The following is a 24,852-nucleotide window of genomic DNA, read 5'->3' on the forward strand; positions in this document are numbered from 1 at the left end:
GTCAGTCCTCTCGCAGGGCGCGGCGGCGGGCCTCAAGCTCGAACAGCTCACGGTAGACGGCGCTGGCTGCCTCGTCGTCGCCGGCGGCCTCGAGCCGCTGCGCCCGGCCCCTCAGCTCCGCCTCGCGACGCAGCAGGTCGCGGTCGACCGTGTCCCGGACCAGCCCGGCGGCGAGAACCGACACGCCGTCCTCGCCCGTCGCGGGCAGCTCGGCGACGGCCAGCTCGCCGACGAGGGACTGCACCTCCACGGGGGCGTGCTCGCGCACCCGCTCGGCCCAGCCCGGCCCGGCCGCTCGTACGCCGCCGAGAGCCCGGACCGTGTCGTGCAGGACGCGGTGCGCGGGGGCCTGCATCGCCTCGGCGCCCAGGTCGTCGAATGCCGCCGGCACGCGGTGCGGGAACTGGAGCACGGCCTGCAGGAGCTGTCGCTCCGCCCGGACCACCGGGTCCCGGAGGTCGGGGCGGGGCACCTGTGGCGCCGTGGGCGCAGTCCCGGGGCCACCCCTGGCCACGGCCCCGGACGCCTCGGGGCCCCGGCGCCCGGCGGCGGCGACGGCACGGCGCACCGACTCGACATCCATGCCGAGCCAGCCGGCGAGCATCCGGGCGTACTCCGGGCGCAGCGACTGGTCGCGGATGCCGGCGACGACCGGAGCCGCCGCTCGCAGTGCCTGCACCCGGCCCTCGGCGGTGTCGAGGTCGAAGCGCCGCAGCGCTGCACGGATGGCGAACTCGAACAGCGGCGTCCGGGCCCGCACCAGCGCCTCGACCGCCTCGTCGCCGCGGGCCAGCCGCAGGTCGCAGGGGTCCATCCCGTCCGGGCTGACGGCGACGTAGGTCTGGGCGACGAACCTCTGGTCCTCGGCGAAGGCCCGCAACGCCGCCTTCTGCCCGGCCTCGTCACCGTCGAAGGTGAACACGACCTCCCCGTGCCGGGCGTCGTCGTCCGCGAGCAGCCGGCGGACCACCTTGATGTGGTCGGCCCCGAAGGCCGTCCCACAGGTGGCGACGGCGGTCGGCACCCCGGCCAGGTGGCAGGCCATGACGTCGGTGTAGCCCTCGACGACGACGACCTGGCGGCGCTTGGCGATCTCCCGCTTGGCCAGGTCGAGCCCGTACAGCACCTGCGACTTGTGGTACACGGGCGTCTCGGGGGTGTTGAGGTACTTGGGTCCGGTGTCCTCCTCGAGCAGCCGCCGGGCGCCGAAGCCGATGACGGCGCCCGTGACGTCGCGGATCGGCCAGACGAGTCGCCCGCGGAAGGCGTCGTAGGCACCGCGGCTGCCGCGGCGAGCCAGCCCCCCGGTGACGAGCTCGTCGTCCCGGAAGCCGCGGCCGCGCAGGTGGCTGACGAGGGAGTCCCAGCCCTGAGGGGCGAACCCGACCCCGAAGTGCTCGGCCGCCGCGCGGTCAAAGCCCCGCCGGCTGAGGAACTCCCGGCCGGGGCGCGCGCCGGGTGCCGTGAGCTGCTCGGCGTAGAACTCGGCGGCGACGGCGTGCGCGTCGAGCAGGCGCTGGCGGCGGCCGACGTCCTGGGGACGCGGACCGTCCCCGTCCTCGTAGCGGAGGGTGACCCCGGCCCGGGCCGCGAGCCGTTCGACCACCTCGGTGAAGGACTGGTGGTCGACCTTCTGCAGGAAGGAGAACACGTCGCCGCCCTCACCGCAGCCGAAGCAGTGCCACAGCCCGACGTGGGGGCGGACGTGGAAGGACGGAGTTCGCTCGTCGTGGAACGGGCACAGCCCCTTGAGGGACCCGACGCCGCCGGGCTTGAGCGTGACGTGCTCACCGACCACGTCCTCGATCCGCACGCGCTCACGGACCAGGTCGATGTCCTCGCGCCGGATCCGCCCTGCCACGACGTGAGTCTAGGCGGGCCGGCTCACAGCGCCGCCAGGTCGGTCCCCTCGTCGGCGAGCGCCGCGACGTCCACGACCGCGCGGTCCTCGACGAGACGCTTCACGGCGTCCGCCTCGCCCCAGCGGTTGACGTGCATCCCCGCGTGCACGGCGCCGTCGACCAGCCAGAACGCGGCGAAGTCGGCGTCCTGCGGTCGCCCCCGGACGACGAGGTCGGCCTCGTCAGGATCGACCCAGCCGCGGTACTCCATCGCGACGTCGTACTGGTCGGTGAAGAAGAACGGCGGCCGGGCCCACTCCTCCCCCGCACCGGCCATCGAGCGGCCGGCGAAGGCGCCCTGGTCCTGCGCGTTGGCCCAGTGCTCGACCCGCAGCCGCCGCCCGGCCCACGCGTTGTCCGCGTTGGCGACGTCCCCGGCGGCCCACACGTACGGGTCCGAGGTGCGCAGGCGGCCGTCGGTGACGATCCCGTCGACGACCTCGAGCCCGGCGCTGAGCGCCAGTTCCGAGCGGGGCCCGACCCCGACGGCAGCGAGCACGGCCCGGGCCGGGATCTCCTCGCCGTCCTCGGTGACGACCGCCTCGACGTCGAAGTCGCCGCGCAGGCGCGCCACCCGGGCCCCGGTGCGGACGTCGACCCCGTGGCGGCGGTGGAGGTCGGCGAACCAGCCGCCCATCGGGTCACCGAGGACGCGGCGCAGCGGTACCGATCCCTGCTCCAGCACGGTGACCTCGACCCCACGGGTGCGGGCCACGGCGGCGACCTCCAGGCCGATCCACCCGCCGCCGACGATGACGAGCGGACCGCCCTGCGCGAGCACGTCTCGCAGGTCCTCGCTGTCGTCGACGGTTCGCAGGTAGTGGACGCCCCGCAGCCGGGAGCCCTCCACGCCGAGCCGGTTGGGGGTGCTGCCGGTGGCGAGCAGGAGGCGGTCGTACCCGAGCGGGCTCCCGTCGGACAGCCGCAGCTGGCGGGTGGCGGTGTCGAGGTGGGTCGCGGTGACGCCGAGCCGCAGCTCGACCCCGTGCTCGTCGTACCAGTCGGCGTCCAGGGCGGCGAGCTCGTCGCGGTCCTTCTCCCCGGCGAGGAACGCCTTGGACAGGTCGGGTCGCTCGTAGGGACGGTAGGGCTCCTCGGCGACGAGGACGACGTCGCCGTCCTCGCCGGACTCCCGCAGGGCCTGCGCGGCCCGCGCCGCGGTCAGCCCGCCGCCCACGATCACGTACGTCTGCCGGCTCATCCTCCTACTCTCCCAGACTCGGCCCGGAGAGGGCGCGTCAGCGGCACAGACGCCGGTGCCAGGCGGCCGCGCTGGCGTCGGTGAGCGCGGCCACCTGGTCGATGACCACCCGGAGCCGGGCGCCGTCGTCCTCGGCGGCTCGCCAGTCGTCGGCGTAGGCGGGTTCCAGCACGTCGGGTGCGCGGTCGAGCAGCGCGGCGACGAGCTCCTCCAGCAGCTCCTGCTGAAGGCGGTAGCCCGGCTGACGGTCGTCGGCGGTCATCACGAACACGGCGGCGAGGCCCTTGAGGACGGCGATCTCGTGCAGGGTCGTGGTCGGGACGGTGACGTCTGCGCCGTAGCGAGCGAGCCGGCCGGGGCCGGTGACGGCCCGGGTGGCCCGCTCGGCGGCCGCGCTGAACCGGCCGATCAGCTGGCTGGTGGCGTCCTTGAGCGCGGCGAGGCCTCGCCGTCCGTGGTCGAACTCGCCGACCCAGTAGGGCGCGGCGCGCAACCGTGTGAGGGCGTCGGCGAGTGCGGCGGGGTCGGCACCTGGCAGGTACCACCGACAGGTCAGGTCGACGACCCGCTCGACCACCTCACCGTCGCCGAGCACCCGCGGGTCCAGACGGCCGGACACGACGGCGTCCTCGACGTCGTGCACGGAGTACGCGATGTCGTCGGCGAGGTCCATCACCTGGGCCTCCAGGCAGCGGCGTCCAGGCGGGGCGCCGTCGCGCAGCCAGCCGAACACGTCCTCGTCCTCGGCGTAGACACCGAACTTCTCCCCGCCCCGGGGGTCCTCGCCCCGCCGCCAGGGGTACTTGGTGGCGGCGTCGAGGCTGGCGCGGGTGAGGTTGAGCCCAGCCGGCCGACCGGACCGCGGGTCGACCACCTTGGGCTCGAGCCGGGTGAGCAGCCGCAGCGTCTGGGCGTTGCCCTCGAACCCCCCGACACCGGCGGCGAGCCGGTTCAGCACGCGCTCGCCGTTGTGCCCGAACGGCGGGTGCCCGAGGTCGTGCGCCAGGCAGGCGGCGTCGACGACGTCGGGGTCGCAGCCCAGCGCGGCCGCCAGCTCCCGGCCCACCTGGGCCACCTCGAGGCTGTGGGTGAGCCGGGTGCGGGCGAAGTCGTCGGTGCCCGGGCCCACGACCTGGGTCTTGCCGCCGAGCCGGCGCAGGGCCGAGGAGTGCAGCACCCGCGCCCGGTCGCGGGCGAAGTCCCCGCGCGTGGACCGCTTGACCGGCTCGACCACCCACCGCCGCCGGTCCGACCCGGAGTACGGGTCCGGCGCGGCGCTCACGTCGTCACCCGCTGCCACAGCCAGTACAGGTAGGCGCCGGTCTCGCGGACCACGTACGGGACGGCGGCGCCGAGCCCGTCGTTGGACGGCCCGGTGCGGGTGGGCGAGCCGAACGCCTCGGCTCCCTGCTGGCGGAGCATCTCGGTGGCCCGCAGCTCGTGCCACGGGTCGGTGACGACGACCGCGCTGTCCCATCCCTCGTCCCGCATCCGGAGGGCGACCGCGCTCATCGACGCGAGGGTGTTCCCCCCGACCGGGACGGCGACGACGTCCTGCGGCGCCACCCCACGCTCGACGAGCCAGTCACGACCGGCCTCGGCCTCGGTGAACCGGTCGCCCGGCTGGGCGCCGCCGACGGTGATGACGCGAGGCGCGACGCCCTCACGGTGCAGCGTGAGGGCGTGCTCGAGTCGCGCGGCGAGGTAGGGCTGCGGGCGGCCGTCGTACTGGGCGGCGCCGAGCACGACGATGGCGTCCGCGGGCCGGCGGTCGTCCGAGCGGGCCTCGACCACGATCCGGGTGGCGACCACCCCGGCCACCAGCACGCCGACCACGACCACGGCCGTCACCAGCCGGGCCAGCAGTCCGACCAGCCGCATCGTGCTCCTCTCCGCATCCCGGCGGGACGGGGCGGCGCCGGGCAGAGGCAGGCTAACCGCCGCTGACCGACAGCTCGGCGTCGCGGACGACGTCCAGGGCCGGCCCGGTCAGCTCACGGTGGTCCAGCCAGCCGTCGGGAAGGGCGACCCGCTTGGCCGCGGCCGTGCGCCCGCGAGGCCCCTCGGCAGGCGCCCCGGGCCACGGCTGGTCCCGGTCCACCGTGGCCAGCAGGTCGTCGAGCTGGGCGAGCGACTCGACCAGGCCCAGCGCGGCACGGGTCTGCTGGCCGACGACGAACCCCTTGAGGTACCAGGCGACGTGCTTGCGGATGTCCCGGCAGGCCTTGAGCTCCTCGCCGTAGTGCTCGGCGAGCAGGTGCGCGTGCCGTCGCAGGGTGTCCGCGACCGTGCCGAGGTCGGGTCGGACCCGGGCCGGGTCGCCGGTGAACGCGGCGGCGAGGTCGGCGAACAGCCACGGGCGGCCCAGGCACCCGCGGCCGACGACGACGCCGTCGCACCCCGTCGCGCGGACCATCTCGACGGCGTCCTCGGCGGACCAGATGTCACCGTTGCCGAGGACCGGGACGTCGGTGACGACCTCCTTGAGCCGGGCGATCGCCGTCCAGTCCGCGGTGCCGGAGTAGAACTGCGCGGCGGTCCGGGCGTGCAGAGCGACGGCTGCGGCGCCCTCGCCCTCCGCGGCCCGGCCGGCCTCGAGGTAGGTGAGGTGCTCGTCGTCCACGCCGGTGCGCATCTTCACCGTGACCGGGACACCGGCGGGCTCGGCGGCCCGGACGGCGCCGCGCACGATGGCGGTGAACAGCCCGGTCTTCCACGGCAGCGCGGAGCCGCCGCCCTTGCGGGTGACCTTGGCGACGGGGCAGCCGAAGTTGAGGTCCACGTGGTCGGCCAGGTCCTCCTCGACGAGCATCCGGACGGCGGCCGCGACGGTGACCGGGTCGACGCCGTAGAGCTGGACGCTGCGGGGACTCTCGTCCGGGTCGTGCCGGATGAGGCGCATCGACTCCGGGGTGCGTTCGAGAAGCGCACGTGAGGTGACCATCTCGCTGACGTAGACCCCGGCGCCGAACTCCCGGCACAGGCGGCGGAAGGCCTGGTTCGTGATACCGGCCATCGGCGCGAGCACCACCGGGACAGGGGCGGTGTGCGGACCGATCCGCAGTGGACGCGCGAGGGCCTCGGAGGCGGTGGGCATGCCCCTAGTGTGCGGTAGCTGAGGTTGCGGCATCTGAGGTTGCGGCAGCTGAGGGTGCGGCATCGCGACGTCCTTTCGGGCACCACGGCGTCGCACCGTGACGTCGGCGCAGAGGTCAGCAGCCACCGAGGCGGGCGGCGAGGTAGGAGCGCACCTGGGACAGGCTCACCCGTTCCTGGCGCATGCTGTCGCGCTCGCGGACGGTGACGCTGTCGTCGTCCAGGGTGTCGAAGTCGACCGTGATGCAGAACGGCGTGCCGATCTCGTCCTGGCGGCGGTAGCGCCGTCCGATGGCGCCGGCGTCGTCGAACTCGATGTTCCAGCTGCGCCGCAGCTCGGCGGCGAGGTCACGCGCCTTCGGGGAGAGCGACTCGTTGCGCGACAACGGCAGTACGGCTGCCTTGACGGGTGCGAGTCGGGGGTCGAGACGTAGCACCACGCGCTTGTCGACGCCGCCCTTGGCGTTGGGCGCCTCGTCCTCTGCGTAGGCCTCGAGCAGGAACGCCATCATCGGCCGGCCCACGCCGGCCGCGGGCTCGATGACGTACGGCGTCCAGCGCTCGTTGCGGCTCTGGTCGAAGTACGACATGTCGACGCCGGAGTGCTTCGCGTGGGTGGACAGGTCGAAGTCGGTGCGGTTGGCGATGCCCTCGAGCTCCCCCCACGGCGAGCCGGGGAACTCGAACCGGTACTCGATGTCGACGGTTCGCTTGGAGTAGTGGGAGAGCTTGTCCTTGGGGTGCTCGTACTCCCGGAGGTTCTCTCGGGCGATGCCCAGGTCGACGTACCAGGCCATCCGCTCGTCGATCCAGTACTGGTGCCACTCCTCGTCCGTACCGGGCTCGACGAAGAACTCCATCTCCATCTGCTCGAACTCGCGGGTGCGGAAGATGAAGTTGCCGGGGGTGATCTCGTTGCGGAACGACTTGCCGATCTGGCCGATCCCGAACGGCGGCTTCTTGCGCGCCGTCGTCATGACGTTGAGGAAGTTGATGAAGATGCCCTGCGCGGTCTCCGGGCGCAGGTAGTGCAGACCCGCCTCGTCCTCCACCGGCCCGAGGTACGTCTTGAGCATCATGTTGAACTCACGTGGCTCGGTCCACGCCCCCCGAACCCCGCAGTTCGGGCACGCGATCTCGCTGAGGTCCTTCGCCGGGCGGCCCTTCTTCTCCGCGAACTCCTCGAGCATGTGGTCGGCCCGGAACCGCTTGTGGCACGACTGGCACTCGGTCAGCGGGTCGTGGAACGCCTCCAGGTGGCCGCTGGCGACCCACGTCTGACGGGGCAGGATCACCGAGGAGTCCAGGCCGACGACGTCCTCCCGGCCGGTCACCATCGACTGCCACCACTGCCGCTTGAGGTTCTCCTTGAGCTCGACACCGAGCGGGCCGTAGTCCCACGCAGACCTCGTCCCGCCGTAGATCTCCCCGCTGGGGAAGACGAAGCCGCGGCGCTTGGCGAGGCTGACGACGGTGTCGATGCGGCTGCTGGGACTGGCCACGCAGGATCACTCCATCCGGCTGGGTGTCGGTGGGTCTGGAAGCAGGCGGGTCAGGTTACCCGGCGGCACGACCGCGCCCGTGCCCAGTTCCACCCTGAGCCCACCTGTCAGGCCGGCCAGTGCGGGGTTCGCACACCCAGCGGCGGTGATCCGGCCCGAATCGAGCCGGTTCCCCAGCCTGTAGGTGTGCGAACCCCGGGGCCCACGGGCCAGGATGCTCGCATGCCCGTCCCCGACCGCCGCCGCCGGATCGAGGCCGCCTCCGTGCCCGTGCTCAGGCGCCTCGCCGGGTACCCGCGGTGGCTGCTCGCCGCCGTCGTCGGACTGCTCCTCGCCGTCGCCCTCGTCACCGGCCGCTGGTGGTCGACGCTGCTGCTCGTCCCGGTGCTGGCGGTGCTCGGCTGGCTGGCCTACCTGGCCTGGCCGCGGCTCAGCGGGGGTGAGCGGGCAGTCCGGCTGATCGTCCTCGGCGCCCTCACCGCGTGGCTGCTCGTCCGAGCAGCGGAGGGACCGGCGATTTGACGACCGGGAGCCCTCGAACTGAGAATGGTTTTCATGCTTAGCCGTCAGCGCTCCCACCTGCACCTCCTCGGCCTGACCGCCGGCGCCCTCCTGCTGGCCGGCTGCGCGGACGACGCCGCGCCGTCGTCCGCGCCGACGACGACCGCGGCGGCGACCGGCGGGGTCGTCGAGGTCGCGGCCGGCTTCTACCCGCTCGCCTACGTGGCAGAGGCCGTCGGCGGGGACCGGGTGTCCGTGACGAACCTGACCCGTCCCGGTGCCGAGCCGCACGACCTCGAGCTCGCTCCCCGGGACGTCGCGATGCTGACCGAGGCGGACCTCGTCGTCCACCTGGCCGGGATGCAGCCCGCCGTCGACGACGCGGTCGCCGCCGAGGACGTCGTGGCGTTCGACGTCACCGAGGCCGCCGACCTGTCCCTGACGTACCGCCCGGGCGCCCACGAGGACGAGCACCCCGAGGACGACGGGCACGCCGACGAGGACGAGCACGCCGACGACAAGGACGGCGAGGAGACCGTCGACCCGCACTTCTGGCTCGACCCCCTCCGGCTGGCAGCGGTCGGCGAGGCGGTGGCCGAGCGGCTCGCCGAGGTCGACCCGGCCGGTGCGCAGGAGTACGCGGCGGGAGCCGAGGACCTCACCGCCGAGCTGACCGCCCTGGACGCCGAGCTCGCAGCCGGACTGTCGGACTGCCGGGTGCCCGTGCTCGTCACCAGCCACAACGCCTTCGGGTACCTCGCCGACCGCTACGGTTTCGAGCAGGTCGGGATCAGCGGGCTCAGCCCGGAGGACGAGCCGGACCCGCGCACCGTCGCCGAGGTCGCCGAGCTGGTGCAGGAGCGAGGGGTGACAACCGTGTACTCCGAGACGCTCGTCGACCCTGCTGTGGCGCAGACCGTCGCGGACGAGGCCGGGGCCCAGGTGGCCGTCCTCGACCCGCTGGAGGGCCTGACCGACGCCAGCGCCGGCGACGACTACCCCTCGGTGATGCGCGCGAACCTCGAGGTGCTGCGTGCAGGGCAGGAGTGCGCGTGAGCCTGACCCCGGGAGCACCGGTGATCGAGGCCCGTCGGCTCACCGTCGGCTACGGCGACACTCCCGTCGTCCGGGACGTCGACCTCGTCGTCCGGGCCGGCGACACCCTGGCCGTGCTGGGGTCCAACGGGTCGGGCAAGACGACCCTGGTCCGGGGCATCCTCGGCCTCGCCACCCTGATGGGCGGCCGGCTCACGCTGTTCGGCGTGCCCGCCGAGAAGTTCACCGAGCGCGCCCGGATCGGCTACGTCCCGCAGCGGCACACCCTCGGTGCCGGGGCGCCGGCGACTGTCCGGGAGATCGTCGCGACGGGGCGGCTGGCCCGGCGCGGCTGGTTCGGACGGGCGAGCGCCGCGGACCGCTCCGCCGTCGACGCGGCGATCGCCACCGTCGGTCTCGCGGACCGGGCGACGGCGAGCGTGCACGAGCTCTCCGGTGGCCAGCAGCGTCGGGTGCTCATCGCCCGGGCTTTGGCGGCCGAGCCGGAGGTGCTGGTCATGGACGAGCCGACGGCAGGGGTGGACGTGGCCAACCAGGAGGCGTTCGCCGAGACGCTGCGCCTGCTCGCGACCCGCGGAGTCACGCTGCTCGTCGTCACGCACGACGTGGGTCCGCTCCGCAGCGTGATGCGCCGCGCGGTCGTCGTGCGCGACGGCCGGATCGTCTACGACGGGCCGTGCCAGCAGGACCTCGGGGCCACCGCCCACGACCATGACGACCACGACCACGCCCACCACGACGACGACCCGGCGCCGGGCACCGACCCGCAGCGGGTGGCCGGACTCGACCAGCCACTCGGACGGTGGACGCCGTGACCCCGGAGATCCTCCAGTACGAGTTCATGCAGCGGGCGCTGCTCGCCGCTCTGCTCGTCGGCCTGGCCGCCCCTCTCGTCGGGGTGTTCCTCGTCCAGCGCCGCCTCGCGCTCATCGGCGACGGCCTCGGGCACGTCGCCCTGGCCGGGGTCGCGGCGGGCCTGCTGACCGGCACCGCCCCGGTGTGGACGGCGCTCGTCGCGGCGGTGGGCGCGGCGGTCCTCATCGAGGTGGTGCGCGCCGGGGGCCGCTCCAGCGGGGACGTCGTGCTCGCCGTCCTGTTCTACGGGGGCATCGCCGGCGGCGTCGTGCTGATCAGCCTGTCACCGGAGGGGTCGGCGGCCAACCTCACCGCCTACCTGTTCGGGTCGATCACGACGACGAGCGCCTCCGACGTCACCGTGTTCGCCGTGCTCACCGCCGTCGTCCTGGCTGCTGCCGTGATCCTCACCCCACGGCTGTTCGCCGTCACCACCGACGAGGAGTTCGCCCGGGCTGCCGGGCTGCGGCCGTTCACCGTCAATGTCATCCTGGCCGTCCTGGTGGCCACCACGGTCGTCGTGTCGATGCGGACCGTCGGCCTGCTGCTCATCAGCGCCCTCATGGTCGTGCCGAACGCCGCCGCGCAGCAGATCCACCGCAGCTTCCGGGCGGCGCTGCTCACCGCGGTGGGCATCGGACTGGTGACGAGCACCGGCGGCGTCGTCGTGTCGTTCTACGCGGACACTCCCAGCGGCGGCACGATCGTCCTGCTCGGGATCGCGGTGTTCGTCGCCGCGACTGCGGCCCGCGCCGTCCGGGACGCCGTGGCGACCCGGCGGCACCGGAGCGCGGAACGGCACTCCGAGCACGAGCACGGGCCCGACTGCGGGCACGAGGCGCTGCCGCACGACGACCACGTCGACTACCTGCACGACGGGCACCGGCACGCCCCGCACGGCGACCACTACGACGAGCACACCTACGGCCAGGAGCAGCAGACCGGAGGCCGACCATGAGCCCCGCCGCCCGGCGCAGGGCCTCCCCGCAGCGGGTGGCCGTCGAGGACCTGCTGCGCAGCACCGAGGGGTTCACCAGCGCCCAGGACCTGCACGCCCGGCTGCGCCAGCGCGGCGACCGGGTGGGCCTGGCCACGGTCTACCGTGCCCTGCAGTCGCTCGCCGAGGAGGGCGCCGTCGACGTGCTGCGCACCGACGACGGCGAGGCGCTCTACCGACGCTGCAGCACCAGCCACCACCACCACCTCGTGTGCCGGGTGTGCGGGCGCACGGTCGAGGTCGAGGGCCGCCCGGTGGAGCGGTGGGCGGTGCAGGTGGCCGCCGAGCACGGCTTCGCCGACGTCGACCACGTCGTCGAGGTGTTCGGCACCTGCGCGGACTGTGCCCGGCGCCGGACCGGCTGAGATCCTCCCGGCAGGTCAGCCGTCCGTGGTGTCCACCGCGTCCACCGCTGCCCCGTACCGACGGTCCCGGCGCGCGTAGTGCTCGACGGCCCGCCACAGGTGCCGGCGGTCCACGTCGGGCCACAGCGTGTCGAGGAAGACGAGCTCGGCGTAGGCCGACTGCCACAGCAGGAAGTTCGACGTCCGCTGCTCACCGCTGGTGCGGATGAACAGGTCGACGTCCGGCAGGTCCGGCTCGTCGAGGTACCGGGCGACCGTCTTCTCGTCCACCCGCGCGGGGTCGAGCCTGCCGGCCGCCGCGTCGACGGCGATGGCCCGGGCAGCGTCGGCGAGCTCGGCCCGCCCGCCGTAGTTGACGCACATCGTGAGCGTGAGGACGTCGTTGCCGGCGGTGAGCCGCTCGGCCTCCTCGAGCTCACGGACGACGCTCGCCCACAGCCGCGGCCGGCGTCCGGCCCAGCGCACTCGCACCCCCCAGGCGTTCATCTGGTCCCGTCGTCGGCGCAGCACGTCCCGGTTGAACCCCATGAGGAAGCGCACCTCCTCCGGGGAGCGCTTCCAGTTCTCGGTGGAGAACGCGTACGCGGACACGTGGGTGATACCGATCTCGATCGCTCCGGCGACGACGTCCAGGAGTGCGGCCTCGCCGGCCTCGTGGCCGGCGGTCCGCGGCAGCCCGCGGGAGTTGGCCCACCGGCCGTTGCCGTCCATGACGACGGCGACGTGCCGCGGCACCAGGGCAGCAGGCACGGCAGGCGGCCGCGCCCCGCTCGGGTGCGGTGGCGGCGGGGTCACCGGTCGACCACGCGCGCCCTTCACGGGCGGTCCACGAGCCGCAGGGAGCGGACGCCGCGCTCCAGGTGCCACTGCAGGTAGGCAGCCACGAGGCCGCTGCCCTCACGCCGCTCACGGGGGCCGCTGGCGTCGGCCAGCGCCCAGTCGCCGGAGAGCAGCGCTGCCAACAGCTCAAGGGTGGCGGGGGCAGGAGCCGCTGCACCGGGCGGGCGGCACGAGGGACAGGCGGCGCCACCGAGGGCGACGGCGAACGCTCGGTGCGGCCCGGGGGCGCCGCAACGGGCGCAGTCGGTGAGGCTGGCCGCCCAGCCGGCCACCGCCATCGACCGCAGCAGGAACGCGTCGAGGACGAGCTCCGGGTCGTGCTCGCGGCGGACGAGGGTGCGCAGCCCGCCCAGGAGCAGCAGGTACTGCTGGGTGGCCGGCTCGCGCTCCTCGGCGGTCAGTCGCTCGGCGGTCTCGGCCATGGCGGTCGCCGTCGTCCACAACGGGTAGTCCTCGGCGATCGTGCGCCCGTACGGGGAGAGTGTCTCGGCCTGGGTGACGATGTCGAGCGAGCGCCCGGTGTAGAGCTGCAGGTCGACGTGCATGAACGGCTCGACCCGGGCCCCGAACCGGCTGGACGTCCGACGGACCCCCTTGGCGACGGCGCGGACCCGGCCGTGGTGGCGGGTGAGCAGGGTGACGATCCGGTCGGCCTCCCCCAGCTTCTGGGTGCGCAGGACGACGGCCTCGTCGCGGTACAGGCTCACCGCAGCATCATCCCGCTCAGGAGATGACGACCCGGTCCCGGCCGGCGCGCTTGGCCGCGAGCATCGCCTGGTCGGCGGCGGTGAGGGCGTCGTCGGGGTCGGCGGCGCGGGCCACGCCCAGAGAGACGGTGATCTCCAGCCCGGGGTGCAGCCGCTGCCAGTCGTGGTCGCGGACCGCGTGCAGCAGCCGGTGGGCGATGTCGTCGGCGGCCTCCACGCCGTCGTCGGTGACCAGGACGACGAACTCGTCACCGCCGTAGCGGATGACGGTGTCACCGGCCCGGCAGTGCTGACGCAGGATGTCGGCCATCTCCAGCAGGACGCTGTCCCCGACGGCGTGCGAGTACACGTCGTTGACGTCCTTGAACCGGTCGATGTCGACGAACACGGCGCACATCCGCTCACCGGCCCGCGACACCGCCTCGGTCAGCGCCCGCCGGTTGCCCAGCCCGGTCAGCGGGTCGGCGAGCACCTCCCGCCCCACCCGCTGGTGCTCCTCGGTGAGCTCCCACAGCCGCTGCCGGTCGGTCAGCGCGGCGAACCGTGACTCCCGCTCCCCCCAGCTGCGGGCGAAGCCCTCCCGGGCCATCGCCTCCCAGATCTCGACGGCCGGGTGCTTGCCGAGCTCGCCGACGTAGGCGTCGGCAACCGCGTACATGGCGGTCGCCATCCACACGTCCCGGTGGGCGCTCCTGGCGCCCTCGTAGGCAGCGGTCAACGGCTCGCGGGCGGCGACGTAGTCACCGGCCTCCAGCAGCTCACCGCCCAGGACGAGCCAGCGCAGCTGGGTCTCGACGAGCTCGTCGCGTAGCCGGAACGCGTTCTCGACGCCGCGGACGCGGGCCGCGGCCAGGGCCCGCTCCCCCAGCCGGGACACCGCGAAGGCCTCCAGGACGTCGGCCCGGGCGCACAGCTCGACGTCACCGAGGCGGGTGGCGTGCCGGGACATCCGGCGGGCCTCCTGTGCGCACCGGACGAAGCGAGTGCGGGCTCCGGCGCCGTCGCCGACGAGCTCGAGCGTGGCGCCCCACCGGGCGTACAGGGCGGCGCACTCCTGGGCGCGGTGCACCTCGACGTCGTCGACGTCGGTCTCCCACAGCGTGGTGAGCAGGGCCTCGGCCTCCTCGTACAGGTACACCTCGCGCAGCGCGATCGCGACCGCCATCCGCGCCGACATCGCGTTGTAGCTGCCGCGCGCCAGCCGGGGCACCTGCCAGACCGCCTCGGCGAGGGCGTCCAGCGCCCGGTTGAGCTCGCCGCTGGCCGCGGCCGACTCGGCGAGCAGGGCGAGGCCCTTGGCCCGCCACTCCGGCTCGTCGTCCACGGCGAGCTCGTCGAGCAGGTCCATCGCGGCGCTCACCGCGGAGCGCCGCCGGCCTGACTCCAGCAGGGCGACGCCCTCGACGTAGCGCAGGAACCGCACGCTCGCCCCGTCCCCGGCCGCCTGGGCGAGCGGGAGAGCCTCCCTGCAGGCGCGGACCGCCTCGTCGCTCATCCCGTCGATGTAGAACCGGTGCGCCCGCACGACGAGGGGCTGGAACGGCCCGAAGCCGTCCAGCCGCACCAGCGCGCTCTGCTGCTCCTCCACGTCCGCCCCCGGTCTGCTCCGCCACCGGCGGAGACGTCCCCCGTTCCGACACGGCACCACGGGTACCATCCGGTAACACTCTGCCAGGTCCGGACGATGTCCGCCCTCACCCGCACCGGACGACTGTGGACGACGACGCGGATTTCACCCTCTTGCCGCACGGTTGACCGCTGAGACGACGGCCTTGAGCGAGGCGGTGACGATGTTGGAGTCCAGGCCGACGCCCCACAGCACCCGGTCCCCGACGGCGCACTCGACGTAGGCGGCGGCGGTCGCGTCGCCGCCGGCGCCCATCGCGTGCTCGTGGTAGTCCAGCACCCGGACGTCGACACCCACCTCGGCCAGGGCGGCGACGAACGCGGCGATCGGCCCGTTCCCGGTGGCCTCGAGGGTGCGCTCCTCGCCGTCCACCCGGAGGTCGACGGCGAGCCGGTCGGCGCCCTCCACCTCGGTGGACTGCCGGATGCCACGCAGTGCGAACCGCCCCCAGCCGCGCTCGCCCTCGGGAGCGGGGAGGTACTCGTCGGCGAAGATGGCGTAGATCTCGTCGGCGGAGATCTCGCCGCCCTCGTCGTCCGTGCGCCGCTGGACGATCTGGCTGAGCTCGATCTGCAGCCGGCGGGGCAGGTCCAGGTGGTGCTCGGTCTTCATCAGGTAGGCGACGCCGCCCTTGCCGGACTGGCTGTTCACCCGGATGACGGCCTCGTAGCTGCGCCCGACGTCCCGCGGGTCGATGGGCAGGTAGGGCACACCCCACACCAGCTCGTCGACGTCCCGGCCCTCGGTCTGCGCCCGACGCGCCATGGCCGCGAACCCCTTGTTGATGGCGTCCTGGTGGGAGCCGGAGAAGGCGGTGTAGACGAGGTCGCCGCCGTAGGGGTGCCGCTCGTGCACCGGCAGCTGGTTGCAGTACTCGACGGTGCGCCGGATCTCGTCGATGTCGGAGAAGTCGATCTGCGGGTCGATGCCCTGGCTGAACAGGTTGAGACCCAGCGTCACCAGGCAGACGTTGCCGGTGCGCTCCCCGTTGCCGAACAGGCAGCCCTCGATGCGGTCGGCGCCCGCCAGGTAGCCCAGCTCCGCGGCCGCGACGGCGGTGCCCCGGTCGTTGTGCGGGTGCAGGCTGAGCACGACGTTCTCGCGGTGGGCGAGGCGCCGGTTCATCCACTCGATGGAGTCGGCGTAGACGTTCGGCGTGGCCATCTCCACGGTGGCCGGGAGGTTGATGATGACCTTGCGCTCCGGGGACGGCTCGAAGACCTCCAGCACCGCGTTGCAGATCCGGACGGCGAACTCCAGCTCGGTGCCGGTGTAGGACTCCGGGGAGTACTCGTAGTAGACGGTGGTCCCGGGCACCGTCTCCTCGAGCTTGCGGCACAGCCGGGCGCCCTGGAGGGCGATGTCGACGATGCCGTCCTCGTCCATCCCGAATACGACCTCACGCTGCAGCACGGACGTGGAGTTGTAGAGGTGGACGATCGCCTGCTTGGCGCCCCGGATGGCCTCGTAGGTGCGCTCGATGAGGTGGTCCCGGGACTGCGTCAGCACCTGGATCACCACGTCGTCGGGGATCAGGTCCTCCTCGATGAGCTGACGGACGAAGTCGAAGTCCGTCTGGCTCGCCGCGGGGAAGCCGACCTCGATCTCCTTGTAGCCCATCCGGACGAGCAGCTCGAACATCCGCCGCTTGCGCTCGGGGCTCATCGGGTCGATGAGGGCCTGGTTGCCGTCCCGCAGGTCGACGGCGCACCAGCGTGGGGCCGTGGTGATCCGGCGCTGCGGCCAGGTGCGGTCGGGCAGGTCGACGACGATCTGCTCGTGGAAGGGGCGGTACCGGTGGACGGGCATGCCCGAGGGCTGCTGAGGGTTGCGCATGGGTTGTGGCCTTCCGCTCGTGCGGGACGCCCGGGGACTCGGGCGGCGGCCGGGGACGACGGCACTCCGCGACGAGGGGGCCGGCCTGGACTACAGGCCCTCGCCGCGGCAGCCAAGGAGGAGGCGCGCCGTCCGCACGCCGGAAGCGTACTCCCGGACCGACCGGGCGTGTCCAGCGCCTGGTCCGACGTCCCGCGTACCGAGACGGGCGGCTAGAACCCGAGCCGGCCCAGCTGCTTGGGGTCGCGCTGCCAGTCCTTGGCGACCTTGACCCTCAGGTCGAGGTGGACGCGGGTCCCCAGCAGTGCCTCGATCTGACGGCGGGACCGGGTGCCGACCTCCCGCAGCCGGGCGCCGCCACGGCCGATGATGATGCCCTTCTGGCTGTCCCGCTCGACGTAGAGCCAGGCGTACACGTCGAGCAGGTCCTCCCGGCCCTCCCGCGGCGTCATCTCCTCGACGACGACGGCCAGGGAGTGGGGCAGCTCGTCGCGCACCCCCTCGAGCGCGGCCTCCCGGATGAGCTCGGCGACCATGACGACCTCGGGCTCGTCGGTGGGCTCGCCGGCCGGGTACAGCGGGGGACCCTCGGGCAGGTGCGAGACGAGGACGTCGGCCAGGACGTCGACCTGGTAGCCGTCGACGGCCGACACCGGGACGACGTCCGCCCAGTCACCCAGTCCGCTCACCGCGACCAGGTGCTCGGCGAGCCGGGCCCGGTCGACCGTGTCGCTCTTCGTCACGACGGCCACGACCGGCGTGCCCCGGATCCCCGCGAGCTGGTCGGCGATGAACCGGTCACCCGGGCCGACGCGCTGGTCGGCGGGCAGGCAGAAGCCGATGACGTCGACCTCGGCCAGGGTGTCGACGACGAGCTCGTTGAGCCGGCGGCCGAGCAGGGTCCGCGGCCGGTGCAGCCCGGGGGTGTCGACGAGCACCAGCTGGGCGTCGGGCCGGTGGACGATGCCGCGGACCGTGTGCCGCGTCGTCTGCGGTCGGCTGGAGGTGATCGCCACCTTCGTCCCCACCAGGGCGTTGGTCAGCGTGGACTTGCCCGCGTTCGGTCGGCCGACCAGGCAGGCGAACCCGGAACGGTGGGGGTCGGTCACGCCGTGGATCCTCTCACCCGGGCCGGCCGGGTGGTCGCAGTCAGCGCGGTGAGGGCCAGGCCGACGAGCACGAGCAGGGCGCCGGCCCAGCCGACCGGGGTGGGCCGCTCCCCCAGCACGGCGACGGCCAGTCCGGTCGCGACGACGGGCTCGGTGAGTCCCAGCGTGGACACCACCGGTGCCGCCAGCCGGCGCAGCCCGCGAGCGAGCAGGAGGTAGCCGGCGACCGTCGGGGCGAGCCCGAGCCACAGCGCGGCCCCGACCCCCTCGACGGACCCGAGCCAGGACAGGTCGGTGCTCAGCAGCGCCGGGCTGAGCAGGGCAGCGGTGACGACGAACGTGCCGGCGGTGACGGCCAGCGGTCCGGGGGCGGGCCGGTGGGAGGGCCCGCCGACGACGGCGCGGCCGGTCGCGACCGTGTAGGCGGCGTAGCTGAGCCCGGCGAGCAGGGCCAGGACGACGCCGTCCGGCTGCAGCCGGACGCTCGACCCCCCGGCCACCAGGAGGACGAGACCGGCGACGCCGACGGCGGTGGCCGCGGCCCAGGCCCGGGTCGTGCGCCGGTGCAGGAGCCCGGCGAACACCGGCGCCGAGCCGATGGCGAGCAGGGTGCCGGCGGCGACCCCCGTGAGCAGCACCGCGGACAGGAACGTCAGCTGGAAGGCGGCCTGCGCGGCGCCGGCCACCCACACCGCCCGGTGGGTGAGCGCGGCGGTCCAGCGCTCGCCGGCCCAGGCGGCGAGCGGGACGAGGACGACGGCGGCGACGAGCACCCGGACCGCGCCGACCGAGGCGCCGGAGGCCTCCGGGACGAGCGTGCGCACGGTGCCGACCGTGCCGAACAGGGCCGTGCCGGCGACGACCTGGGCGACCGCCGTCGCCTGGCTCACCGCGGCGGACCCGGCTCGCCGTCCGCGGCGTCGACCCGCCGGGCCAGCACGGTGGCGATCCGGTTGCGCCGGCCGCCGCGCCGCTCCGCGACGAGCTCCAGCCCGCCGGTGACCGCGCGCGCCCCCGGGATCGGGACCTTTCCGAGCGCCTTGGCGAGCAGCCCGCCGACCGAGTCGACCTCGTCCTCGTCGATCTCGACGTCGAAGAGCTCGGCCAGCTCGTCGATCGGGAGGCGGGCGCTGACCCGGTAGGTGCCGTCCTCCAGCGGCTCGACACCCGGGGTCTCCCGGTCGTACTCGTCGACGATCTCGCCGACGATCTCCTCCAGCACGTCCTCGATGGTGACGAGCCCGGCCGTGCCGCCGTACTCGTCGACGACGATCGCCACGTGGGTCGAGTCCCGCTGCATCTCCCGCAGCAGGTCGTCGACGGGCTTGCTGTCCGGGACGAACACCGGCTCGCGCATGAGCTCCTCGACCGCGAGCCGGTCGGCGGCGTCCGGGTCCTCGTGCACCGCCCGCGTGACGTCCTTGAGGTACAGGACGCCGAGCATGTCGTCCAGGGACTCACCGATGACCGGGACCCGGGAGAAGCCGGACCGCAGGAAGAGGTTCATCGCCTTGCGCAGCGGCGTGCCGGCGTCGATGGCGACCATGTCCGTCCGCGGCACCATGACCTCCCGGGTGAGGGTGTCGCCGAGCTCGAACACCGAGTGGATCATCTCCCGCTCCCCGGCCTCGATGACCTGGGACTCACTGGCCAGGTCGACGAGCTCACGCAGCTCGTTCTCGGTAGAGAACGGTCCCTCGCGCAGACCCCGCCCGGGGGTGAGGAGGTTGCCGAGGGCGACGAGCACCCGCGCCAGCGGAGCGAGCACGCGCAGCACCCGGCCGAGCAGCGGCACCACGGCGAGCGCGATGCCCGCGGGGTGCTGACGACCCAGGGTGCGGGGCGCGACACCGACGAGGACGTAGGTGACCGCCGCCATCACCGCGGTCGTCACGACGAGCAGCGCCGGCCACTCGCGCAGCGGCGCAGCCAGCGCGAGCGCAGCGGCCACCACCGCCCCGGTCTCCGCGGTGACCCGCACGAGCGTGGACACGTTGATGAACGGCGGGTAGTTCGCGAGCACCCGCTGGACGGCGGGCGCGCCGCGGCGGCCCTCGGCCACGAGCCGGGCCGCCTCCGGCCGGGTCAGCCGGTTGAGCGCGGCCTCGGTGGCGGCGAGCACCCCGGCGAGCACGACGAGCAGGACGGCGAGCACGGCCATCCAGCCGGCCGGGGCGCTGCTCACCGGCGGCCGGACAGGAACGTCAGCAGCAGCCGGCGCTGCAGCGCGAACATCTCCTTCTCCTCCTCGGGCTCGGCGTGGTCGAACCCGAGCAGGTGGAGGATCCCGTGGGCGGTGAGCAGCAGGAGCTCCTCGGCGGTGGAGTGGCCTGCCTCGGCGGCCTGGCGGGCGGCCACCTCGGGGCACAGGACGACGTCCCCGAGCAACCCGGCCGGTGCCGGCTCCGCCTCGGTCCCGGGGCGCAGCTCGTCCATCGGGAAGGACAGCACGTCGGTGGGGCCCGGCTCGTCCATCCACTGCTCGTGCAGCCGGCTCATGGTCTCGGTGTCGACGAGGAGCACCGACAGGTCGGCCTGCGGGTGCACGTGCATCTCGTCGAGCACGTACCGGGCGAGGGCGCCCACCTCTGCCTCGTCGACGTCCCGGCCGGACTCGTTGAGGACCTCGACGCTCACGTCGCCGAGCCCCTGGCGGGCCGGCCGCGCCCGCCACCGACGCGGGCGGCGTCCCAGCGACCGTAGGCGTCGACGATGTCGCTGACCAGCTTGTGCCGCACGACGTCCTGGCTGGTCAGAGAGGCGAAGTGGACGTCCTCGACGTCGTCCAGGATCTCCTGGACGACGCGCAGGCCGGACGTCGTCCCGGCGGGTAGGTCGACCTGGGTCACGTCGCCGGTGACGACCATCTTGGAGCCGAAGCCGAGGCGGGTGAGGAACATCTTCATCTGCTCGGCGGAGGTGTTCTGCGCCTCGTCGAGGATGATGAACGCGTCGTTGAGAGTACGTCCGCGCATGTACGCCAGCGGGGCCACCTCGATGGTGCCCGCGGCCATCAGCCGGGGGATGGCCTCCGGGTCCATCATGTCGTGCAGGGCGTCGTAGAGCGGCCGCAGGTACGGGTCGATCTTCTCGGTCAGCGTCCCCGGCAGGAAGCCGAGCCGCTCCCCCGCCTCGACCGCGGGCCGGGTGAGGATGATCCGGTTGACGTACTTGGCCTGCAGCGCCTGCACGGCCTTGGCCATGGCCAGGTAGGTCTTGCCGGTGCCGGCCGGGCCGATGCCGAAGACGACGGTGTGGTCGTCGATCGCGTCGACGTACCGCTTCTGGTTGAGCGTCTTGGGCCGGATGGTCCGGCCCCGTGCGGACAGGATGTTGAGGGTCAGCACGTCGGCGGGCCGCTCGGTGAGCTGCTGACGCAGCATCGCGACCGAGCGCTCCACGGCGTCCGGGCTCAGCGCGTGGCCCGCCTCCAGCACGGCGAGCAGCTCGTCGACGAGCCGCTCGACGAGGGCCATCTCACCGGGGTCCCCGGTGAGCGTCACCTCGTTGCCGCGGGCCAGCACGTCGACGCGAGGAAAGGCGCGCTCGATCACCGTGAGCAGCTCGTCGCGGGCTCCGAGCAGAGCCACCATCGGCACCTCGGGAGGCACGACGATCCGGTGCTGGGACTGGTGCTGGGGCTGCTCGGCCATGGTCGGGCGCGGGGCCCTGCTCCTCGGGGTCGGGGCGACGTGTCCCGCCCATGCTACGCGCGGTCAGCCGGGGGGCCACTGCATGGAGCGCCCGCCCAGGACGTGACCGTGCACGTGGAAGACGCTCTGCCCGGCCGCGCGGCCGGTGTTGAACAGCAGCCGGAACTGCCCGTCGCACTCGTCCGCGGCCACCTCGGCACCCACCCTGACGACGTCGGCGAGCAGGTCCTTGTCGGCGGCGGCGAGCGCGGCGACGTCCGGGTAGTGCGCGACCGGCACCACGAGGACGTGCACCGGGGCCTTGGGGTCGACGTCCCGGAAGGCGACGACCCGCTCGTCCCGGCGCACGACGTCGGCAGGCAGGTCCCCGGCCACGATCCGGCAGAACAGGCACTCCGGGTCCGTGTCTGGGCTCGACAGGTTCACGCCCGCCAGGTTATCGGGACGGCGAGCCTGCAGGACGGCGAGCCTGCGGGACGTCGTGTCAACCGGACGGCAGGCTGGGGCGTGTACGTCGTGTGAGCGTGCTGGTGGGAACGGAACCGGAGGCGAGGTGGACCGTGGACGAGGCCGCCCGCGTGACCGAGCCCGTCGCCGGTGACCCGCGGGACTGGGACGCCGACACCGCGGTCGCGAACCTGTACGCGGTGCACTGGCGGCCGATGGTCCGCCTGGCCGCTCTGCTGATGGGCGAGACGGCGTCCGCCGAGGAGGTCGTCGCCGACGCCTTCGTCGGCCTGCACCGCCGGTGGCCCCGGCTGCGGGACCCGCAGGCGGCTGCGGCCTACCTGCGGGCCAGCGTGGTCAACGGCAGCAGGTCGGTGCGCCGGCACCGGGACGTCGAGGTCCGCCGCCGCCAGCCGGGGTCGCCGGAGCCGGCGGGACCGGAGGAGCGCGCGCTGCGCTCCGAGGAGGACGCCCGGGTGCTCGCAGCGCTGCGCCGGCTGCCACGCCGGCAGCAGGAGGTGCTCGTGCTGCGCTACTACGCCGACGCGTCGGAGGCCGAGATCGCCGACACGCTGGGGGTCAGCCGCGGGGCCGTGAAGAGTCACGCTCACCGTGGCGTCGCCGCCCTGCGGGCGGCCCTGACCGAGGAGGGGCTGCGGTGAACGACGAGACCGTCCCCCTGCACGACCCCGGCCACGAGCCGGACGACGAGACGGTGCGGCTGCTGCGCCGCGCCCTGACCAGGGAGGCCGAGATGGTGGAACCGCGCGACGGCATGGAGGACATCCGGCGACGCACGGCAGGGCAGGACCAGGGGCAGGGCGGTGGACGCCGGTGGGTGCCCTGGGCGGCGGCCGTCGCGGCCGCTGCGGTGGTCGGCCTCGTCGTCGGCGGCATCGTCGGGACGGACGACGACGAGCCGCTCCCGGCAGCGACCGGGACCACCGACCCGACGCCCACGTCACAGCCGACGACGACACCCCCCACGACGACCTCGCCCACGAGCCCGGGGTCCACGACCGACGCCGCGACCGGCGTCGTGGAGAACGCCCCCGTCTACTGGGTGGGGCCGTCGAAGACGTCGTTCTGGCTGTACCGGGAGTTCCGGGACGTGCCCGACCTCGGCGACCCGGTGACCTCCGCGGTGGCGGCGATGACCCGCGAGGAGCCGCTCGACCCTGACTACATGAACCCCTGGCAGCCCGCCGAGCGGATCGAGGTGACCCGGGACGGCGACGCGATCACCGTGGACCTGTCCGCGGACGCGTTCTCCGGCACCGACGTCGGCAGCGAGCTCGCCGCACTCGCCCTGCAGCAGCTCGTCTACACCGCGACAGCGGCCGCCCAGTCCGACGGGCCGGTGACCGTCCTCGTCGACGGCGAGCCCGCCGAGGTGTGGGGTGTGCTCGAGGTCGGCGAGCCGATGGACCGGGCCCCGCAGGTCGACGTCCAGGCCTCGACCTGGATCATCGAGCCCGAGCAGGGCGAGACGGTGAGCAACCCGGTCCACGTGGTCGGGTACGGGACGGCGTTCGAGGCCACGTTCAGCTGGGAGGTCCGGGACGCGGGCACCGACGAGGTGGTGCAGGAGGGCTTCGTCACCGGTGAGGGGTCGATGGGCACCTACGGGGACTTCGAGTTCACTCTCGACGACCTCGCGCCCGGGGACTACGTGCTCGAGGTCTACCAGGGCGACATGAGCGACGGGGAGTCCCCCGAGGGCCCGCGGATGTACCCCGACACCAAGGAGTTCACCGTCGACTGACCCGTCCCACCGTGATCATGCAATCCCGCCACCCCTCAACCCCACCGTGATCATGCAATCCCGCCACCCCTCAGCCCCTCCGTGATCATGCAATCCCGCCACCCTCCTCTCACAGAATGCTGCGCCCGGAGGATCGTTGCCGGCGTGTCGCGCCTGCGAGCCAGCACTCTGCGAGTGAGCGGGCGAGGACTGGGGTGGCGGGATTGCATGATCACGACGAGGGGTTGAGGTCCGACTGACCGCGGAGCGGGCGCAGGGGGTAGCGGGGTCAGCGACCGGCGAAGCGGTCGCGCAGGCGGGAGAAGACGTTCTGCTGCGCGGACTCGACCCGCCCCTGGGGACGTTCCTCGCCCCGCAGCCGCGCCAGCTCCCGCAGCAGCCGCTCCTGCTCCTCGTCCAGCTTCGTGGGGGTCTGCACCTCGATGTGCACGTGCAGGTCCCCACGCCCGCCGACGCGCAGCCGAGTCACGCCGTGCTCTCGCAGGGTGACGACCTCCCCGGAGCTCGTCCCGGGCCGGACGTCGACCGGCACGGTCCCGTCCAGGGTCTCCAGCTCGATGGTCGTCCCCAGTGCGGCGCCGGTCATCGGCACGGTGACCGTGCAGTGCAGGTCGTCACCGCGCCGGGTCAGCGTCTCGTGCGGCCGGACGGCGATCTCGACGTAGAGGTCACCGGGGGGCCCGCCGGCCGGGCCGACCTCGCCCCGACCGGTGAGCTGGATGCGGGTGCCGGAGTCCACCCCCGGCGGGACCTTGATGGTGAGGCTGCGACGCGAACGCACCCGCCCCTCCCCGGAGCACTCCAGGCAGGGCTCGGGGATGACGGTGCCGTACCCCTGGCAGCTCGGGCACGGGGTCGTCGTCATCACCTGCCCGAGGAAGGACCGGGCCACTCGCTGCACCTGGCCGCGGCCGCCGCAGACGTCGCAGGTGCGCGGGGACGTACCGGGCCGGCAGCAGCTGCCCTGACAGGTCGGGCACAGCACCGCGGTGTCGACCTGGAGCTCCCGCTCGGAGCCGAAGACCGCCTCGGCGAGGTCGACCTCGAGCCGGACGAGGGCGTCCTGGCCCCGGCGCTGCCGGGTCGCCGGCCCGCGCTGGCCGGCTGAGCCGCCGAAGAAGGTCTCGAAGATGTCGCTGAAGCCGAAGCCGGGCCCGAACCCGCCCCCGGTCCCGTTGGGGTCGGCCCCCATGTCGTAGGCGCGGCGCTTGTCGGGGTTGGACAGCACCTCGTAGGCGGCCGACACCTCCTTGAACCGCTCCGCGGAGTCGGGTCCACCGACATCCGGGTGGAGCTTGCGCGCCAGCCGACGGTAGGCCTTCTTGATCTCCTCGGGCGTGGCGTCACGGCTGACGCCGAGCACGTCGTAGTGGTCGCTCACCGGTAAGTGGTCG

Annotated in this window: 24 protein-coding genes; 7 read left to right on the top strand and 17 right to left on the bottom strand. The window is 73.6% G+C overall.

Annotation, left to right across the window (positions count from 1 at the left end):
- Position 1: 1 nt before the first annotated feature.
- The 6 genes from HJG43_09315 to HJG43_09340 all read right to left on the bottom strand — a co-directional run bounded on the left by HJG43_09315 (position 2) and on the right by HJG43_09340 (position 7,700).
- Positions 2–1,861, bottom strand: a complete 1,860-nt coding sequence (locus HJG43_09315) for a DNA primase (GenBank protein ID UER54708.1) — start codon at positions 1,859–1,861, stop codon at positions 2–4.
- 23 nt (positions 1,862–1,884) lie between these two features.
- Entirely contained in the window at positions 1,885–3,102 is a 1,218-nt protein-coding gene (locus HJG43_09320) for an FAD-dependent oxidoreductase (GenBank protein UER54709.1), read from the bottom strand.
- Between the two features lie 37 nt (positions 3,103–3,139).
- On the bottom strand, positions 3,140–4,408 hold the full coding sequence (locus tag HJG43_09325) for a deoxyguanosinetriphosphate triphosphohydrolase (GenBank protein UER55857.1): 1,269 nt from the start codon (positions 4,406–4,408) through the stop codon (positions 3,140–3,142).
- Positions 4,381–4,983, bottom strand: a complete 603-nt coding sequence (locus HJG43_09330) for a YdcF family protein (protein UER54710.1) — start codon at positions 4,981–4,983, stop codon at positions 4,381–4,383. The genes HJG43_09325 and HJG43_09330 overlap by 28 nt, the downstream gene beginning before the upstream one ends.
- A 52-nt stretch (positions 4,984–5,035) precedes the next feature.
- Positions 5,036–6,199 (bottom strand): tRNA dihydrouridine synthase DusB, encoded by a 1,164-nt coding sequence (dusB, locus tag HJG43_09335; protein UER54711.1) that lies wholly within the window; start codon positions 6,197–6,199, stop codon positions 5,036–5,038.
- Between the two features lie 115 nt (positions 6,200–6,314).
- Complete coding sequence (locus HJG43_09340; GenBank protein UER54712.1) at positions 6,315–7,700, bottom strand: glycine--tRNA ligase; 1,386 nt, start codon at positions 7,698–7,700, stop codon at positions 6,315–6,317.
- Between the two features lie 222 nt (positions 7,701–7,922).
- On the opposite strand from HJG43_09340, the gene HJG43_09345 reads away from it, so the two are divergent.
- The 5 genes from HJG43_09345 to HJG43_09365 are packed head-to-tail and all read left to right on the top strand — an operon-like array spanning position 7,923 to position 11,474.
- Positions 7,923–8,222: a hypothetical protein gene (locus HJG43_09345; GenBank protein ID UER54713.1), complete on the top strand. Its 300-nt coding sequence runs from the start codon at positions 7,923–7,925 to the stop codon at positions 8,220–8,222.
- Positions 8,223–8,255: 33 nt separating this feature from the next.
- A complete protein-coding gene (locus HJG43_09350; protein ID UER54714.1) occupies positions 8,256–9,257 on the top strand; it encodes a zinc ABC transporter substrate-binding protein in 1,002 nt (333 codons plus the stop codon).
- A 2-nt stretch (positions 9,258–9,259) separates the two neighbouring features.
- Positions 9,260–10,072 (top strand): metal ABC transporter ATP-binding protein, encoded by an 813-nt coding sequence (locus HJG43_09355; GenBank protein UER55858.1) that lies wholly within the window; start codon positions 9,260–9,262, stop codon positions 10,070–10,072.
- Between the two features lie 26 nt (positions 10,073–10,098).
- Positions 10,099–11,070 carry a metal ABC transporter permease gene (locus HJG43_09360; protein UER55859.1) on the top strand — a complete coding sequence of 324 codons (972 nt, stop codon included), beginning with the start codon at positions 10,099–10,101 and terminating at the stop codon, positions 11,068–11,070.
- Entirely contained in the window at positions 11,067–11,474 is a 408-nt protein-coding gene (locus HJG43_09365; GenBank protein ID UER54715.1) for a transcriptional repressor, read from the top strand. The genes HJG43_09360 and HJG43_09365 overlap by 4 nt, the downstream gene beginning before the upstream one ends.
- A gap of 15 nt (positions 11,475–11,489) precedes the next feature.
- Here the strand turns inward: HJG43_09365 and HJG43_09370 are convergent, their stop codons facing one another.
- The 10 genes from HJG43_09370 to HJG43_09415 all read right to left on the bottom strand — a co-directional run bounded on the left by HJG43_09370 (position 11,490) and on the right by HJG43_09415 (position 21,666).
- A complete protein-coding gene (locus HJG43_09370; GenBank protein ID UER54716.1) occupies positions 11,490–12,341 on the bottom strand; it encodes an isoprenyl transferase in 852 nt (283 codons plus the stop codon).
- Entirely contained in the window at positions 12,290–13,021 is a 732-nt protein-coding gene (gene recO / locus HJG43_09375; GenBank protein ID UER54717.1) for a DNA repair protein RecO, read from the bottom strand. The genes HJG43_09370 and recO overlap by 52 nt, the downstream gene beginning before the upstream one ends.
- A 16-nt stretch (positions 13,022–13,037) precedes the next feature.
- Entirely contained in the window at positions 13,038–14,609 is a 1,572-nt protein-coding gene (locus tag HJG43_09380) for a GGDEF domain-containing protein (GenBank protein ID UER54718.1), read from the bottom strand.
- Between the two features lie 144 nt (positions 14,610–14,753).
- Positions 14,754–16,484, bottom strand: coding sequence for a 2-isopropylmalate synthase (gene leuA, locus HJG43_09385; protein UER54719.1), 1,731 nt, complete (start codon positions 16,482–16,484; stop codon positions 14,754–14,756).
- Positions 16,485–16,696: 212 nt separating this feature from the next.
- Complete coding sequence (era, locus tag HJG43_09390; GenBank protein UER55860.1) at positions 16,697–17,602, bottom strand: GTPase Era; 906 nt, start codon at positions 17,600–17,602, stop codon at positions 16,697–16,699.
- Positions 17,590–18,483: an EamA family transporter gene (locus HJG43_09395; protein ID UER54720.1), complete on the bottom strand. Its 894-nt coding sequence runs from the start codon at positions 18,481–18,483 to the stop codon at positions 17,590–17,592. Before HJG43_09395 ends, era begins: the two co-directional genes overlap by 13 nt.
- Complete coding sequence (locus HJG43_09400; protein UER55861.1) at positions 18,480–19,754, bottom strand: HlyC/CorC family transporter; 1,275 nt, start codon at positions 19,752–19,754, stop codon at positions 18,480–18,482. The genes HJG43_09395 and HJG43_09400 overlap by 4 nt, the downstream gene beginning before the upstream one ends.
- A gap of 20 nt (positions 19,755–19,774) precedes the next feature.
- Positions 19,775–20,230 carry an rRNA maturation RNase YbeY gene (gene ybeY, locus HJG43_09405; protein ID UER54721.1) on the bottom strand — a complete coding sequence of 152 codons (456 nt, stop codon included), beginning with the start codon at positions 20,228–20,230 and terminating at the stop codon, positions 19,775–19,777.
- Positions 20,227–21,246: a PhoH family protein gene (locus HJG43_09410; GenBank protein ID UER54722.1), complete on the bottom strand. Its 1,020-nt coding sequence runs from the start codon at positions 21,244–21,246 to the stop codon at positions 20,227–20,229. Before HJG43_09410 ends, ybeY begins: the two co-directional genes overlap by 4 nt.
- Before the next feature lie 63 nt (positions 21,247–21,309).
- Positions 21,310–21,666, bottom strand: coding sequence for an HIT domain-containing protein (locus HJG43_09415; protein ID UER55862.1), 357 nt, complete (start codon positions 21,664–21,666; stop codon positions 21,310–21,312).
- 158 nt (positions 21,667–21,824) lie between these two features.
- On the opposite strand from HJG43_09415, the gene HJG43_09420 reads away from it, so the two are divergent.
- On the top strand, positions 21,825–22,355 hold the full coding sequence (locus tag HJG43_09420; protein UER54723.1) for a SigE family RNA polymerase sigma factor: 531 nt from the start codon (positions 21,825–21,827) through the stop codon (positions 22,353–22,355).
- The gene (locus tag HJG43_09425) at positions 22,352–23,458 is read left to right on the top strand and encodes a hypothetical protein (protein UER54724.1); all 1,107 of its coding nucleotides are present in this window, start codon (positions 22,352–22,354) and stop codon (positions 23,456–23,458) included. The genes HJG43_09420 and HJG43_09425 overlap by 4 nt, the downstream gene beginning before the upstream one ends.
- A 268-nt stretch (positions 23,459–23,726) precedes the next feature.
- On the opposite strand, the gene dnaJ is transcribed toward HJG43_09425, so the two are convergent.
- A complete protein-coding gene (gene dnaJ / locus HJG43_09430; GenBank protein ID UER54725.1) occupies positions 23,727–24,839 on the bottom strand; it encodes a molecular chaperone DnaJ in 1,113 nt (370 codons plus the stop codon).
- Positions 24,840–24,852 lie beyond the last annotated feature (13 nt).

This window comes from Kineosporiaceae bacterium SCSIO 59966 (assembly GCA_020881835.1).
In the GTDB taxonomy this organism is placed as follows: Bacteria; Actinomycetota; Actinomycetes; order Actinomycetales; family SCSIO-59966; genus SCSIO-59966.